Annotated in this window: 15 protein-coding genes; 8 read left to right on the top strand and 7 right to left on the bottom strand. The window is 46.0% G+C overall.

Translation table 11 applies throughout. The annotated features are described in order from the left end of the window. Positions 1 to 400 precede the first annotated feature (400 nt). The 8 genes from AC5SXE_RS04105 to AC5SXE_RS04070 all read left to right on the top strand — a co-directional run bounded on the left by AC5SXE_RS04105 (position 401) and on the right by AC5SXE_RS04070 (position 9,659). Entirely contained in the window at positions 401 to 1,783 is a 1,383-nt protein-coding gene (locus tag AC5SXE_RS04105) for an acyclic terpene utilization AtuA family protein (RefSeq protein ID WP_303882763.1), read from the top strand. Positions 1,784 to 1,785: 2 nt separating this feature from the next. Beyond that, positions 1,786 to 3,186, top strand: a complete 1,401-nt coding sequence (locus tag AC5SXE_RS04100) for an MmgE/PrpD family protein (RefSeq protein ID WP_310846543.1) — start codon at positions 1,786 to 1,788, stop codon at positions 3,184 to 3,186. Then, a complete protein-coding gene (locus tag AC5SXE_RS04095; protein WP_303882761.1) occupies positions 3,183 to 3,509 on the top strand; it encodes a DUF4387 domain-containing protein in 327 nt (108 codons plus the stop codon). The genes AC5SXE_RS04100 and AC5SXE_RS04095 overlap by 4 nt, the downstream gene beginning before the upstream one ends. A 2-nt stretch (positions 3,510 to 3,511) precedes the next feature. Then, entirely contained in the window at positions 3,512 to 4,882 is a 1,371-nt protein-coding gene (locus tag AC5SXE_RS04090) for an MmgE/PrpD family protein (protein ID WP_310846546.1), read from the top strand. Between the two features lie 141 nt (positions 4,883 to 5,023). Next, a complete protein-coding gene (locus AC5SXE_RS04085; protein ID WP_303882758.1) occupies positions 5,024 to 6,412 on the top strand; it encodes an MmgE/PrpD family protein in 1,389 nt (462 codons plus the stop codon). Positions 6,413 to 6,636: 224 nt separating this feature from the next. Beyond that, a complete protein-coding gene (locus AC5SXE_RS04080; protein ID WP_310846549.1) occupies positions 6,637 to 8,022 on the top strand; it encodes a carcinine hydrolase/isopenicillin-N N-acyltransferase family protein in 1,386 nt (461 codons plus the stop codon). Between the two features lie 210 nt (positions 8,023 to 8,232). Beyond that, positions 8,233 to 9,387, top strand: coding sequence for a DUF3798 domain-containing protein (locus AC5SXE_RS04075; RefSeq protein ID WP_303882858.1), 1,155 nt, complete (start codon positions 8,233 to 8,235; stop codon positions 9,385 to 9,387). 80 nt (positions 9,388 to 9,467) lie between these two features. After that, positions 9,468 to 9,659, top strand: a complete 192-nt coding sequence (locus AC5SXE_RS04070) for a rhodanese-like domain-containing protein (protein WP_303882857.1) — start codon at positions 9,468 to 9,470, stop codon at positions 9,657 to 9,659. A 290-nt stretch (positions 9,660 to 9,949) separates the two neighbouring features. On the opposite strand, the gene AC5SXE_RS04065 is transcribed toward AC5SXE_RS04070, so the two are convergent. The 7 genes from AC5SXE_RS04065 to AC5SXE_RS04035 form a co-directional block, all read right to left on the bottom strand. Further along, positions 9,950 to 10,291: a hypothetical protein gene (locus tag AC5SXE_RS04065; RefSeq protein WP_310846551.1), complete on the bottom strand. Its 342-nt coding sequence runs from the start codon at positions 10,289 to 10,291 to the stop codon at positions 9,950 to 9,952. A gap of 99 nt (positions 10,292 to 10,390) precedes the next feature. Further along, the gene (aroE, locus tag AC5SXE_RS04060) at positions 10,391 to 11,245 is read right to left on the bottom strand and encodes a shikimate dehydrogenase (protein ID WP_493916704.1); all 855 of its coding nucleotides are present in this window, start codon (positions 11,243 to 11,245) and stop codon (positions 10,391 to 10,393) included. Positions 11,246 to 11,526: 281 nt separating this feature from the next. Further along, a complete protein-coding gene (gene aroD, locus AC5SXE_RS04055; RefSeq protein WP_303883057.1) occupies positions 11,527 to 12,309 on the bottom strand; it encodes a type I 3-dehydroquinate dehydratase in 783 nt (260 codons plus the stop codon). Between the two features lie 94 nt (positions 12,310 to 12,403). Continuing rightward, positions 12,404 to 13,198, bottom strand: coding sequence for an IclR family transcriptional regulator (locus tag AC5SXE_RS04050; protein WP_310846557.1), 795 nt, complete (start codon positions 13,196 to 13,198; stop codon positions 12,404 to 12,406). A gap of 30 nt (positions 13,199 to 13,228) precedes the next feature. Continuing rightward, positions 13,229 to 14,155 (bottom strand): isocitrate lyase/PEP mutase family protein, encoded by a 927-nt coding sequence (locus AC5SXE_RS04045; protein ID WP_493916703.1) that lies wholly within the window; start codon positions 14,153 to 14,155, stop codon positions 13,229 to 13,231. 408 nt (positions 14,156 to 14,563) lie between these two features. Next, positions 14,564 to 14,686 carry a hypothetical protein gene (locus AC5SXE_RS04040; RefSeq protein WP_493916702.1) on the bottom strand — a complete coding sequence of 41 codons (123 nt, stop codon included), beginning with the start codon at positions 14,684 to 14,686 and terminating at the stop codon, positions 14,564 to 14,566. A gap of 74 nt (positions 14,687 to 14,760) precedes the next feature. Next, positions 14,761 to 15,898 (bottom strand): M20 metallopeptidase family protein (locus tag AC5SXE_RS04035; RefSeq protein ID WP_493916701.1); only part of this gene is annotated, 1,138 nt, incomplete at its 5' end.

Raw genomic sequence — 15,898 nt, 5'->3', positions numbered from 1 at the left:
ACCTGTTCTTCGCAAATATATCTTAATGTTATAGGCGTTACTTGAGCTAACTGAGAAACAATAAATAGCTAAGTAAATAAATAATTCTTATATTACCTTTCCGGTTTTTATTTGCTCTCTCCGAGGCAGGATTTCAGGATTCATCATTTAAGAAAACCCCAATTAGTTTAATGATTCGTTCAAAGGAAAAGCCAAACAGGGTATGGCCAATTATCATAATGATGTTACTTTCTTTATAATGCTGTATGAAGGATACGGCAGAATTTTTTCACAATTTGTCTTCTCTTTGAATATTGACTAAATATAATATGCATGATAAGCTTTTTGCTGAGTGGAAATAGGTATCCGTTATTTATTACTTATGTACGAAAAGCATTACGACGCGATCGGAGGGATCGAATTGGAAAAAATTTCATTGTTAGTATCTACTGGGAACTTGGGCGATAACATCATCGAAGAGGGATCTTTCAACGAAGGGCTTAAGCGCCAAATTGATTGCTTTGCCGCAGACGCTGGGACTGCTGATGCAGGTCCAACATTCTTGGGCGCCGACATGCCTCACAACCCAATCGAGTGGGAAGAACACGACTTAGAGCTTCTTTTAGTGGAAAGCAGAAAAAGAAACGTTCCCATGATCGTCGGTTCATGCAGCACCACCGGGACCGATAAGACGGTTGACAGGTACGCAGATATTATAAGAAGGCTGGCCAAGAAACACAAGCTGGAACCCTTCAAAATGGCTTTAATTTACTCACAAGTCAACAAAGACGAACTCAAAAAAAGGCTAAAAGACATCGAACCTCTTGATGCCCCCTACGAACTCACCGAGGAAATCTTAGACCAAACTACAAACGTCACGGCATCCATGGGCGTAGAACAAATAATTCATGCCTTGGAGCAAGGCGCAAATGTAATACTGGCAGGCAGAGCCTGTGATGACGCCGTTTTAGCCGCTTATCCCATCTTTAAGGGATTTCCCAGGGGCATAAGCTTGCACATGGGCAAGGCGGCGGAATGTGCATCCTTGGTTTGCTGGCCTCAGATGGTCAAAGAGTCCATCATAGCGACCGTCACCAAGGAATACTTCTCCATCGAACCGATGCACCCGGCGCAACGTGCAACGCCTCACAGCGTCGCCGCTCACTCCATGTACGAAAGGACAAACCCCTTTGTGCAAGGTGTGCCTGGTGGCATTCTTGACATGCACGAATGCGAGTATGTGGCGGAAACGGACCGCATCACTAGAGTTTATGGCAGTAAATTTCTCCCTTCACCCGATGGCTCTTATAAAGTTAAACTTGAAGGGGCCGGAGAGGTAGGCTACAGGGTTTACCATTTGGTAGGCATAAGGGATACAAGGGCCATAGCTAACATAGACCAGATCTTAAAAGATACTCGAGCAAAAGTTTCCGATATAATAGGCCCCCACAGAGACAAAGACTACGATCTCTACTTCCATGTTTACGGCAAAAACGCGATCATGAAAGATTTTGAACCTCAAGAACAAATTACAAGCCACGAACTTGCCATCGTCATAGAGGCCATATCTAAAGACGAAGAGTTGGCCACTTCCGTCGCGAAGTGTGCGAAATTCCGTTTCTTCTACATGAGCTATCCGGGACAGATGAATGCATCTGGAGGATCAGTCGCTTTGTTGACGGACGAACCTCTATATCCCAGGAATAAATGCTACAGATGGACAATAGACCATCTCTTGCGCTTAGATGATCCTTTGGATGACAAGATATTCAGGTTTTCCTTTGAAACAGTAAGGGGAAAGTAAAAATGGGCTCGGCCGTTAACATAAAAGATACGCTGCTTTGTAAATTAGCCGATTATTACGCGTCGATTTCGTACGATGACATCCCGCTTAAGGTTATAAATAAGGCCAAACGTTCGTTAGTCGACTTATTGGGCGAGCTTGCCGCCGGTTTTTTCGTCGGCGAATTAGCCAAAGCGGTTAATCCTTATCTTGTAGAACTTGGCGGCAAAGAAGAATCGACGTTGCTTTGCATTGGCAAAAAGATGCCTGCCATGAACGCAGCCCTTGGCATGGGTGTAATGTCTCACGCCATAGAACTGGACGACGGACACAGATGGGGAACGTCACATCCTGCCGTGGCCATAATACCTGCCGTTTTGGCAATGGCCGAGAGGGAAAAAAGCTCCTTCGCCGAAATTCTTTTAGCCATAGTCATCGGTTACGACATGATGCTTCGAGCGGCAAGAGCGATAAACCCTGCACACCTTAAAAGAGGATTTCACTCAACGGGAACGTGTGGAGCTCTCGGAGCTGCAGCGGCATGCGCGAAACTTTTAGGATTGGATTCGACGGAAACGGCATACGCCATATCCATGGGAGGCCTTCAAAGCGCAGGATTACAAGAAATGCTTCACGACCATCCGGGCGTAAAGCCGCTTCAACCGGGAAAGGCTGCTGCTGCAGGTGTCCTTTCAGCCGACCTGGCGAAGCGCGGAGCAAAGGCTCCGAGAACTCTGTTTGAGGGTGAACACGGTTGGCTCAAGGCAATGTGCGACTCGGATTATTCCGAAGAAGCCCTGGTTGGTGATCTGGGCTCGCGATTTGAGATTCTTTACACCTACACGAAACTTTATCCAACTTGCAGACATTGTCATGCCGCCATAGACCTGGCACGAGAAGCCAGGGAAACGCTGTACTGTGACCCGGCAGATATAGAATCCATCGAAGTCAAAACTTACAGGCTTGGCATCGTGGAAGTTGGCCGGATACAGGTGCCAAAGACCCAGCAAGAGGCTATGTTTAGCCTGCCCTTTGCCGTAGCAATAGCGTTGACTCGAGGAAACGTCACGCTACAAGACTATACACCTGAGACGTTAAGTGATCCGAAGCTCATCTCCTTGGCAGAAAAAGTTCGTGTAATAGAAGATGAAAAATTAAATGACCTGTACCCCGAAGAAAGGGGTGCTCACATGAAAGTAGTTTTAAAGGACGGAAGAAGCTTTGAAAAATACATCCCCGTTGCCAAGGGAGAACCGGAAAATCCGGTAAGCGACGGAGACCTCAAGGAAAAATTAGAAGCAATGTTATCACCTTATTATCCGAAAGAGTTTTTAGAGGACCTATGGCAAATAGTGATAGAAAAAGAGACTGAAAAGCAGAGTTTCGATGATATCATTGAACACTTTGGGAGGTATTGTTCATGAAGACAAAAAATATTTGTGATTTGGCGCGAACTGTAAGGAGCAAAAATGCCGGAAGCTTCATGATAACCCTTGAAATCATATTCGACGATAGGGAAATTTACGAAAAGGTCAAAAAAAGCGGAGTCATCACCAGGGAAGCGATAGCTAAAGCTTATAACGTTGAACCTGAAAAGATCTTAGATTTCATGTTCTTTGATCCCGGCATGGGAATTAAAGCCAACTATCGACGTCCGATAGCAAGTGGCGGCCCGTCTGAAACTGACGTTTACGGCTGTCAGCAGTATGCTCCCCTCTTTTCGCTTGAAATACCCTGGGAGGAGTAACAATGAGCAAGACCATCGCCGAAACTTTGGCAGATTTCATACATGACGCAACTTACGAAAATTTGCCAAAAGAGGTTATCCATCAGGCTAAACGATGCCTGATGGATACTTGCGGAGCCATCATAGCCGGAAGTTTTCACTCAAAGTCCGGCAAGGTCGCGCAAAGTTACGCAAAGACTCTGGAAGAGCCACAAACCGCAACCATAATAGGGACCACCCTAATGCGGTCTCCTCAAACGGCTGCCTTTGCAAATGGCATCGCAGCACACGCCCTTGAGCTGGACGACGGCTCAAGGCATGCGACCTACCATCCGGGGTCCTCCATCGTACCGGCGTCGCTTGCCATATGCGAGGCCGAAGGAAAAACTGCTCAAGACTTGATCACCGCTATAGCGGTTGGCTATGAGGTATCGATAAGGATCGGAAAGTCGATGAACCCTCACCACTACCTTCGAGGATTCCATCCTACAGGAACGATTGCTCACTTTGGCACGGCAGCTGCCTGTAGCAAAGTCTTAGGCCTTAACATCGAAGAAATAACCAATGCCCTAGGGCTTGCCGGAAGCTTGGCCTCTGGCATAAATCAATACGAAATTGACGGTTCTCTGGTAAAACATTTACATCCAGGAAACGCGGCAAGAAACGGAATCTTGACTGCACTATTGGCCAAGGAAGGCCTAACAGGTCCAAAGGGCGTAATCGAGGGACGCCTTGGTTTTTGCCACTGTTTTTCCGATGAATACGATATTTCTTCCATCACGGAAGGTTTAGGAGCCCAATATGATATATTATCCATTTACTTCAAGCCTTACCCATCCTGCAGATACGTCCATTATGCCAACGAAGCCACTTTAAACATCCTGAAGGAACATCCCTTGACCCCAGATGACATTGACCAAATCCACATCCTAACGCACAAAAACGCCAAGCAGGGCTCTGACATCCCCGATTACCAAACGGTCTTACACGCACGCTTGAGCATCCAGTACGGAATAGCTTCCATATTAGTCAGGGGCAAGGCGGGGCTTCAAGAATACACAGAAGATGCGATAAAAGACCTGAGGGTGCGCGAAATTGCAAGGAAGATAACCATAGAAATCGATCCTGAAATTCAAAAGCTCTATCCAAATCCCAGGAGCATGATCGTAGAAATCAAAGATAAAAAGGGCAATGTCTATTCTTCTCGCGTGGATTATCCAAAAGGAGATCCCGAAAATCCCATGACAGACGATGAATTGATCGAAAAATTCGTCGATGTGACAGGACAAGTCATCTCGAAGGAAAGTCAAGCCAAGGTCATAGAAAATACGCTACGCATTGCACCTGACGCCAGGGTCAAAGAAATGATGAAGCTTTTTAGGTTTGAAGCCTGAGAGCATGCAGAAGAGTCCTTCTTAAACGATTAACTGATAACTTTTAACTTTGCGCTGCCGAAGCAATAACCGACTTGCAAACTTTAAAAGGCTTGCAAGCAATAAATTTCAATAATTTAATAATAAAGAGGGGGAAATGATATGTCAGAAAAACAAACAATGAGCCGACGACTATCCGAATTCGCAGTCAATCTAAAATACGAGGACATTCCTTCCGAGGTAATGGAACACCTTAAAAACGTCGTACTAGACGGCTACGGATGCGGACTTTTCGGATCCACCACTCCATGGATGAAGATCTACAAAGACGTCTTAACTGCGAGAACGGATCGAAAAGAAGCGTCTTTATGGGGAACGGGCGAAAAAACTTCGGTTACGGCTGCCATGATGATCAACGGATCGGCCATAAACTCCTTCGAGCTGGACGATACGCATACAGACGGGATAATCCACGTTTCCACAGGTGTTTTAGGATGCGTTACCTCCTTTGCCGAGATGCTTGAAAACGTAAGCGGAAAGGACTTTTTGGTTGCTACAGCCCTGGCCTACGAGATAGCCTGCCGCGTAGCCGCCCCGATCGGCATGGAGCTGGCCCACCAAGGCTTTAACAATACCGGAACGACATGCGTATTTGGTTCAACAGCCGGAGTAGGAAAACTGCTCGGATTAAACGCAGAACAAATGCAACATGCCATGGGCATTGCTGGAAACTGGGCAAGCGGCTTGCAAGCGGTACAGTTCGCGGCAATGGCAAAAAGAATTGTGCCTTCTAAATCTTCCGAAGGTGCAATCGTTGGAGCCTTGCTTGCAAAAGAAGGCTTTACCGGCATCGAAGACGTCCTAGAAAACGAATTCGGCGGATTTTACCACTGCTTCACCGATAGGATATATGACGAAGAGCGCACCTGCGGGGACCTTGGCGATCGTTGGGAACTCATGGGAATTGGCCTGAAATTCTACTCCACTTGCAGAAGCAAACATACGACGATAGACGGCTTGAGGAAATTCAGGGCAGAGCACCCGGACATAAAGCCTGAAGACATTAAAAAAGTTGTTGTTCACACGACATCTATAACCCGAAAATACTCCGTTGACGTAGACGACATCAAAAGCGTAGTTTCTGCACAGCTGAGCCATCCTTACGTATGTGCAGTTACGCTCTTAGAAGGAAATGCCTTTATCGACCAATTTACCGAAGACAAGATCAAAGATCCCAAGATACTGGAGTTCGCAAGAAAGGTAGAAGTCATTGACGATCCTGAGATAGAAAAATTACCAAGGGCATTGCGCTACACCGTAAAGATAGACATCCATCTAAATGACGGACGCGTATTCAACCTGGAGGTAAATTACCCCAAAGGGCATCCCAAAAATCCCTTTACAAAAGAAGAGCTGCTCTGGAAGTTCAAAACTCTGGGCTACAATGCAATCCCCAACGACAAAAAACTCGATGAGATTGCCGATACGCTATTTAACCTCGAGGAAGTTGAAAACGTCAGAGACTTCGTGGATCTTTTAAGAAAAGATTAGCTTAAAAATTTTGGCAAAAGAGGATTACTGCTCTAAAGATACATACTTACAATACGAATATTTTAAATTATCTATTTAGCGATTTATACGGTATAGACGTGGTTTTTTCATAATTTACCAAAGAACAACCCTCTTTTGCCATCCTAAACCCAGGAACAATACAAATTGATGTAGGCCTAATTTTTGGGTGCTCACGAATATCCAAATATAAGGAGGGATAGGAATTGAAGCGAAGGAAGGTTCTTTTATTAATTGCAACATTTGTTTCCCTCTGTCTGCTCGGAGCAACGTTGGGTTATGCAGCAGACATGGTAATTTTGGAAGGTAGCCCCTCAGAAGTAGGCGCCAAGTGGGGGAAAATTAATCGTGATTCTATCCTTGAAGCATATAACTCCTTCATGACTAAGGCTGAAGGCAAAGAAGAACAACTTAGACGCTTCGCCAAGCTTTCGATAGACCTCTCAAAAGAGATTAAATGTTCGTATTGGATAGAAGAACTGAACGCGATTGCCGATGCAGTTGGAATCGATAGGGAACTTTACATAGCTTTTACCTTTGGAAGATACAGGGACCTTGCCCTTTTATACGAAAGCTCCGGATGCACTTCCTTCGCCATAGCTCCACCGGCGACCAAAGGTGGACAGATAATTTTTCATAAGACAAGGGAAACCGCTAAGGATTTGCAGTCTGCCTATCTCAAAAAAATTACCAGCGTTCCAAAGGGAGATAAAAAACCTTACAAATTCTTTGGCTCTATGGGTACGGCAGATACGGGAGTGTCATTCTTTGTAAATGAGAAAGGACTTGCCGGAGGTGCCGACGTGCCTGCGCAATGGCAACACAAGGAATGGTACGTAGGAGAATACGAAGGAGAGTTTCCCCATGTAGATCCCCCAAAATACGATGGATTTATGAATCACTACGTCCCTCGCTACATAGCAGAACACTGCAAAGACGTCGATGAGGCCAAGGCGGTCATGCATTCCTTTGCCGAAAAAGGATACCTGGCCAGCGGAAACAGGGGCACAAACTACCTATTTGTCGATGCCAACGGCAAAATTCTCCAAATAGCCGATAATTGCTACAAAATCATTGAAGAGCAAGTTAATCCTTCCCTGAAAAAAGATGGCGAGGAATATAAGGGTATTTATTTCACCGTATCTCGTGTAAACGACTACGGATCGCCCGAGGATGCACTCATCTCAAATTACGGCAACATAACAATTGAACTGGCCAACTCTCCAAAAGTATCGAAACATCCGGCAATGTGGAATTTTGAGAGAGCTCAATCAAGTGCAACAATTTTGATAGATCCTGAATATCCTGAAACTTTAACAACCATTTTCGTGACGTTACCAGCCTACGGATACTCCATACCATTTTTAATGGGGGCCAACGCTACCCCTCGCGCGCTCATGGACGGCACTGTGTATGAAAAGCAAAGAACAAGCTTTGAATACAGCGAATTTCATGAGGCCGGCATCAACGATATGTGGAGAAAGTTCATATATGGCGTGAGGGCTGACCTAAAGGAAGGAAAAGACGTACAGGAAGAGTTAAACGAGAACTTCCAAAAAATGGTCGATTTCATCTTGGCGATGAACGATTAGAAAAGATCACAACTTACTAAAAAATACCGAGCGGTTGCCTCATCCCGCTCGGTATTTTAATTTGAAGTCAACAATCTCTATCGCAGAGCCTAACGCCAATTGACAAAGTAAACATTAAAAAGTAGTCTATAACTTACACCAAATACTGTATGGCAATCTGGAGGGAGAACATTGGATAAGGTCAAGTTTATTGTAGCTGCAACGCTTTTTATATTTCTTATAGCAAGCGGGGGCATTGTTTATGCTGACGCACCGTATCATATTGGCATCGTAACCGGGACAGTTTCACAGGGTGAAGATGAACTTCGCGGCGCTGAAAAGCTTATCGAAGATTACGGTGATGCATCGTCTGGTGGCATGATAGCCCATGTGACCTATCCTGATAATTTTATGCAGGAAATGGAAACAGTGATAAGCCAAATAGTTGGCCTCGCCGATGATCCTTTAATGAAAGCTATTGTCGTCAATCAATCAATACCCGGAACTACAGAGGCCTTTAGGCGTGTTAAGGAAAAGAGGCCGGATATTTTGTGCTTTGCTGCCGAAGCCCAGGAGGATCCTGGTGTTATCAGCTCCACAGCCGATTTGGTGACAAGTGTTAATGACGTCTACAGAGGCTATCTTATTCCCGTAGCGGCTAAAATGATGGGAGCCACGGATTTTGTACATATATCTTTCCCAAGACATATGAGTTATGAACTGCTTTCTAGGAGACGCAACATAATGGAAGCTGTCTGTAAGGACATAGGCGTTAATTTCCATTTTGAGACTGCACCAGATCCAGTAAGCGACGTCGGTGTGGCGGGAGCCCAGCAATTTATACTGGAAAAAGTTCCCGCTTGGCTAGACAAATACGGCCCGAAAACAGCATTTTTTAATACTAATGTAGCCCATGTCGAACCGCTCATCAGGCAGATAGTAGCTTATGGGGGATATTACGTCGAGTCGTCCGTTCCTTCTCCGCTAAGAGGATACCCTGGTGCGTTAGGCCTAGATCTGACGGCCGAGAAGGGTAACTTCCCAGCAATAATGAAAAAAATAGAAGAAGTAATTATACAAAAGGGTGCTAGCGGGCGGCTTGGTACGTGGGCTTATTCTTGCGGCTACGCCGAGTCAGCGGGTTTAGTTGAGCTGGCACGAAGAATCATCGATGGCGAAGCCGAAATGACTATTGAAGATCTTGTCGATGCTTACGAGAAATATACGCCGGGCTCGGAATGGAATGGGAGCTATTACGTTGATTTGAGCACTGGAATCGAGAAGACAAATTATATACTTGTCTACCAGGATACATATGTTTTCGGCAGAGGCTATCTCGGATTAACAAAGCTAGAAGTGCCCGAGAAATATCTTACAATTAGATAATAGATAAAAATCTGGGGACAATATAGGCGACCATATAAACAAGTTATACAGATGGACCAAAAGGAGGGGATCCTAAAACCATGGCAGAAAAGATCAGCCCGCAAGAGGCAAGGCAAGAAGTGCAATCGGGAAAGGCGTTGTTAGTTTGCGCATACGAGGATGAAGAGCGTTACAAAAAGGTACGCCTTGAGGGTGCTATATCCTTGAAGGAATTCCGCAATAAGGAGCAAGATTTAAGCAAAGATCAAGAGATCATATTTTACTGCGCCTGACATAACGATGCTACGTCTGCCCGTGTGGCAGAATCTTTCGAAGCTCAAGGCTTTTCGAACGTAAAAGTTTTGGCAGGTGGTGTAAACGCCTGGATCAATGCCGGTTATCCGGTTCTTTAAATACAAATGCGACAAATTTGAGCGTATCTCTTCTACATAAGCATTCCAAGGTAGAATCTCGCTATAGACGCTAAGCTCGCCCTTTAAAACAGAGGTTACCAGGGGGGGAGACCTTGATATCAGAGCTCCCTCCCTTTCAAACTGTTTACCTCAGCGCTCGGAACTTTCGACTAACTAGGCAACTCCTCCAAAGCCACGGTAATACTTTTGCTGTTGAGCATAGACGCCAACCTTGTGGCCTTTGCTTCGTCTACATCGCAAATGGTCTTTAACCTTACGTCAATCTTGCCTACCCGCTCATATCCCTTGCAGTGCAGATAAGAAGCATATCCGCTTCCTACTATCCCTACAACAACAGGCCCAGGTAACCTTCTCATGTCAGCGTTTGCTTCCTTCGATATCAGCTTCAAAGTAATGTCTTGCGGTTTCCAAACACCTTCGCGCATGTTCTGTATAACCGCAATCTCGTACCTGCGGAACTTTTCTTTAGGTATGTCATCGAACTCGGACAAACTAACCAACGAGCGATAAAAATGTTATGTATCTATTAAATATCCCGCGTTATCCCGCTTCACGGTATTGAATTATCTGCTTAAAATCCAAAGTAATTTTTAAAAGTCCGCTTCATCAACTCGACTGTCGGAATCTATCCCGAACCATAGCTTAAAGGCAGCTGCCGCCTGGTATACAAGCATGCCATCTCCGCTTAAGGTCTTGCAGCCTGCCTTCTTGGCATCGGCTAGCAGCTTGGTCTCGGGCGGGTTATAGATGACGTCACAAACGAGCTGTCCTGGGCGAAAGCTGTCCGGCAACACCAGGGACTGATCTTCCATCTCGCCCTTCATGCCAACCTTCGTGGCGTTAACGATGATATCTGCCTCGGCGATTCCATCGGGAGGTACTGGCTTTTTATTTAGTGGCCTCCACTCACATTTGCCGGGGAAGAATTTTTCTACCCTTTCCACCAATGACATGGCCCTGCTTTGGCTGTTGTTGTAAACAATTATCTTTGAAACCCCGGCGTTCAGGAAGGCAAAGGCAACGGCCTTGGCAGCTCCTCCTGCACCTATCAAAAGAAGGGTCTTTCCTTCGGGGCTTACTTTGAACTCTTCGATGAAGGAATTAAGAAATCCCATGCCATCTGTGTTGTAGCCAATCAACCCTTTTTCAGTAGTAACGACGGTGTTGACCGCACCGCACTGCTCGGCGCTTTTGTCCAAGCCGTCTAAAAGCTCTATCACCTTTTCCTTGTAGGGCATGGTGACGTTAGCGCCTATTACGTTAAATATGTGCATGGTCTTCAATGCCTTTGACAGATCCTCGAAGCTCTGTATCTCAAGTGGGTAATACAAGTTGTTCATCTTTTTCGACTCAAATACCGTATTGTGAAGTAATGGCGACAAAGTCTGCTTTAACGGGTTGCCGAAAATTACGACATATCTTGTATTTGCATTTGGACAAAGCATCCTTACCCCTCCTTGTTAGTTTATCATCCATAAACCTGCCAAAAGGCTTCTAGTTTGATGGGCATCCTCTCTGGTAGTAAATATTTTAATACCTTAGCTATATTTATGGAGGTCTAGGGGCGTAATTAGGTTCTTGCTAGAGAACGGATTAGCACTCTTTGGCCATGTTCGTCCATGGCTATGATGAAAAGAGGGGTGGATCTTTCGGCAGACCTACATTTTATGGCGACAAAACATACGTTATTTAAATTTAACATGCCTTATACTTGCTCATCGCTTTTCTAATCGTTCAGGTAAAGGGAATAAAGCAGCTTGTAAACCTCTCTCAGCTCATCAGCTGGTATCTGTCCAGGGGCAGATGAGGCTACGCCTACCGCAAAGGTCAGATCCGAACCGAAGAGCCAGCCTGCGATCCTCGTGATGGAACCGAGCGACCCCATGGACATGGTTATCAAGGGGGTTTCGGGGAACTCGCGCCTCGCCAGCAACGTCGCTGCCATCAGGATCAGCACGTCTTCCATGGACTGGGGCATTACGGCGACCTTGGCGACGTCCCCGCCAAAGGCGATCTCCTTGGCTATGGTTGCAAAAATGACTTCTTTAGGAGGGGTTTTCTTGAAATCGTGAAAGGAGACAATTAAATAAACGCCGTGGGGAGCAGCGATTTGCTTTAAATTTCTAATTTCTTCGTAGCCGCTTATAAGTTCGATGTCGACGAGGTCCACCAATTTTTCCTCGATTGCACCTTTATATAATGCATTCCTCACATCCGTCGAAACTTCCTGAAATCCGCCCTCATGGTGGCTTCTGCAAGTCAAAAGCAAGGGAATATCGGTCAATTTTCTTATATCCCCAAGAACCTTCAAAGAAGTTTGCCTGTCTGTTATGAAGCTCCAGGCGTCAACTCTAAGTTCGATCACGTCGGGAGACCCTGCAATCGCCTTTCTTGCTTCCTCAAGAGCACCTTCAGGAGTTTTTCCCACCAGAGGAAAGCAAATTAAAGGTTTATCTCCTCCAAGTTTCTTTCCCCTAACGACAACTGGCTTGGCTGCTTCCAGTCTCACGGATTTGTCCTCCTTTTTTGTATTTGTATAAAATGTAAGGTATATACAAAATATTCAGACATGATTACATAAAATTTTTATTTTTTGCAAACCCCTAATTCCTGCCGCCTAACATTGCAGCTTCTAAATCTTTGGAATAACCTAACTGATAGGAAATCTCACTTGCTGCGTTTTTTACCGCCTCTATTACCTGGGGAGTGATTTCAAAACGAGAGACAGGGCCACTAACGCTTAAGGAAGCCAGTATTTTGCCTTCTTCGTCAAAGACCGGCGCAGATACTGCTGCTACCTCGATGTCTCGCTCGCCGTGGCTTACTGCATATCCCTGCATTCTTATCTTGGCAAGTTCCTTTTTAAAGAGTACGACATCGGAGATGGTGTTTTTCGTCAAAGGTTTAAGTCGTGTATGGGAAATCAACCTTTCGATGAAATCCTCAGGTTGCCAGGCTACCAACACCTTCCCGGCGGCACCGCAATAGGCAGGGATCTTTTGACCCAGGCGAACCACTTGTCTAACCAGGTGAACGCCTTCAGCCTGCTCTATGCACACCCGATCAAAGCCATCCAAAACATATAGATTTACGGTTTCTTCCGTTATGTCGCGCAATCGCTCCATTACAGGTTGGGCTACGTAATTAATATCCATAGTGTTAGTTGCAATAGAGCCTAAATGAAAGAGCTTTACACTCAAGCGATATTTGTTGGTCTTCGGGTCCTGGCAGACATAACCTTCATCCTGGAGGACTTGAAGCAGCCAGTGAACTGAACTTTTTGGCAAGTCAAGTTTCTTGGCGATTTCACTCACTCCAAGAAAAGGTTCTTCCAATGAAAACGCAGAAAGCACCTTTAAAGCTCGTCGGATCGATGTGCCCTGTTCCCTTTTAGCCATCTGTCCAGCACTCCCTTATATAAGTTAGCCCTAGTGAAGTTCCGACTTCGCCTTTTCTAAACCATCACGGCTCTGATATCTCATAGTTATCTCTTCCTCCGTGAGATAACGCGACTCTAAGTCCCTGATCTCATCCAGCTTTACAAGGCCTGCAAATTCTTCGAAACCGATCACGCCCGGCAGGTCTTTTATGGTTCCTTTCTCCTTTATGTATTCCAATGCCTGCTTTACTCCCCATGCTGCCGCCATCACCGAAGTGACAGGTATACTGACCCTGGCAGCTCCCCATTCCTGAAGCTCTTGGATGGTGACGAGAGGCGTCCTTCCTCCCTGAAGTAGATTTATCGAGACGGGAGCATCGATGCCCTTTATCACCCGCTTGATTCCCTCCACTGACGTTACTGCCTCGACAAAGATGAGGTCAGCGCCTGCTTTGGCATACATGTTGCCTCGACGGATGGCCTCCTCCTCTCCGTAAACCATGTAAGCATCGGTGCGTGCGTTTATCACGAAGTCGGGATCCTTGGCAGCTTCCCTTGCCGCCTTTATCTTTAAGACCATCTCCTCGGCGGAGATGCACTGCTTTCCCGTTATATGGCCACACCTTTTGGGGCTAATCTGATCTTCCAGGTTGATGCCTGCAGCACCGGCAGCTTCAAATTCTCGAACCGTGTAATAGGTATTTACGGCGTTTCCAAACCCGTTATCACCGTCGGCCATAACGGGAATATCCACTGCGTGGCAAATGTTGCGCGTAATTTCAAGCATCTGCGTGCTGCTTAAAATCCCAATATCGGGCAATCCCAGCAGTGAAGCGGCAAAGCCAAATCCTGAGCACTGTACAGCTTTGAAACCGGCAGCTTCAATTAGTCGAGCCGAGAGGACGTCATAAGCGCCAGGCATCACCAGGATCTCTGGGTCATTTATCAGCTTTTTCAACAAGGTAGTTTTCTTCACTAAAATCGCCTTCTTGTTCAATATTATAGAACAGCGTTCTACGATTTTGTAATCTAATTGTATTCTATCAAAATTTCTTTCTTTGTCAAGCTTCTTCTTTGCAGAAAAATGGACAAATGTATGGGTAATCCTGCATCATGATGGTGCTGTAGGATAAAGTATATAATTCAGGCAAGAAAGACATTGGAGGTTGGCAAAATGGCGAGTCACGTCACGGGTCCAGGAAGGGACGGGGGAATATCGGAATGGTAGTTTAAATTCAAAACCGCGGTGGGCAACAAGCTTACCGGGTGAGCAATTCCCTCACAGGGAAGAGCGAGAACAACGCCGTGGCACAATCAGTAACCCGGATGGTATCTAGCACAATAGCCAGTCCGGCTTTACATGCCTGATCGCAATCGCTGCACCTCAAAGGCCAATTTCCTCTTGCACGCAAACGACGCCATCAATACGGGCCCATTCGCGCTCATCACCCAACACGCCGCATAGAAACGCTAGGTACTTGAGTCTTTTTTTAAGCCTTTCCTTCATAATTCTCTCTCTAACGCTGCAAGATGATTTAAAAAAGGAGAAGAAGCTAGACGCTTCTCCCCCTCCGCAAGTTTTTAATTAGAAAGAAAATCTATAACCGTAGCGCTCAATAAAAGTGCGCCTTCCCACAGGACGTTCTCGTCAACATCGAACTTAGGGTTGTGATGGGGATGTATCTGTCCGTCCACCTCTTTGCAGCCAGCGAGGAAAAAGAATGTCCCTGGGACCTCATTCAAGAAGTAAGCCATATCCTCTCCACCCATAGAAGGTTCAGGAATTTCTTTAACCATATCCTTGCCCAGAATTTCCGTTGCCACCTTCACAAACCTCTTCGTGAACTCAGGATCGTTGGAGAGCGGTGGATATCCGTAAGTATAGATATAATCAACTTCGGCTCGCATTCCGGATGCAACGCCCTTGATTATTCCACCGATGCGTTCGTACAAAAACTCCCGAATGTCTTGCTTTAAGGCCCTAACTGTCCCCTCGAAGGAAACTTCCTGCGATATTATGTTGTAAGCCGTCCCACCTTGAATTTTGCCGATGGTCACTACTACAGGCTCAAGCGGATTAACCTCGCGACTGATTACCGTCTGGACAGCTGAAATGGCATGGGAAGCAACCGAGATGGAATCGACTGATTTGTGGGGCGTCGCTCCGTGAGCACCCTTTCCTTTGATTGTAACATCGATCCTGTCCATGCAAGCCATCATAGGACCGTAGCTCACAAAGACCTCTCCAGTCTTCTCGTAATCCCAAAGACAGCCTGTATGCAAGCCAATGATTGCATCTACCTTGGGATTCTCCAAGGCGCCGTCTTCAATCATCGGCTTTGCTCCGCCAGGGCCTTCTTCGGCAGGCTGGAAAATGAACTTGACGTTGCCTGCAAGTTCTGAAGCAATCTCAGAAAGCAGTTTTGCAGCACCGAGAGCTATGGCCGTGTGAGCATCGTGACCACAGGCATGCATGCGCCCCTCAATTTTGGATGCAAAGGGAAGTCCCGTTTCTTCCTTTAGGTTTAAGGCATCCATATCTGCCCTAATTGCCATGGTTGGACCGGGTTTTGATCCCTTAAGGACTGCCACGACCCCGTGGCCAGCAACTCCCGTTCTAACCTCAAGGCCCATTTCTTTGAGTCTTTCGGCAACAAACTTCTCCGTCTCCGGTAACTCTAAACCTACTTCGGGATATTGGTGAAAATGGCGTCGCCAC

The organism is Acetomicrobium sp., assembly GCF_059026225.1.
This window is presented reverse-complemented; position numbering and strand designations above follow the sequence as displayed.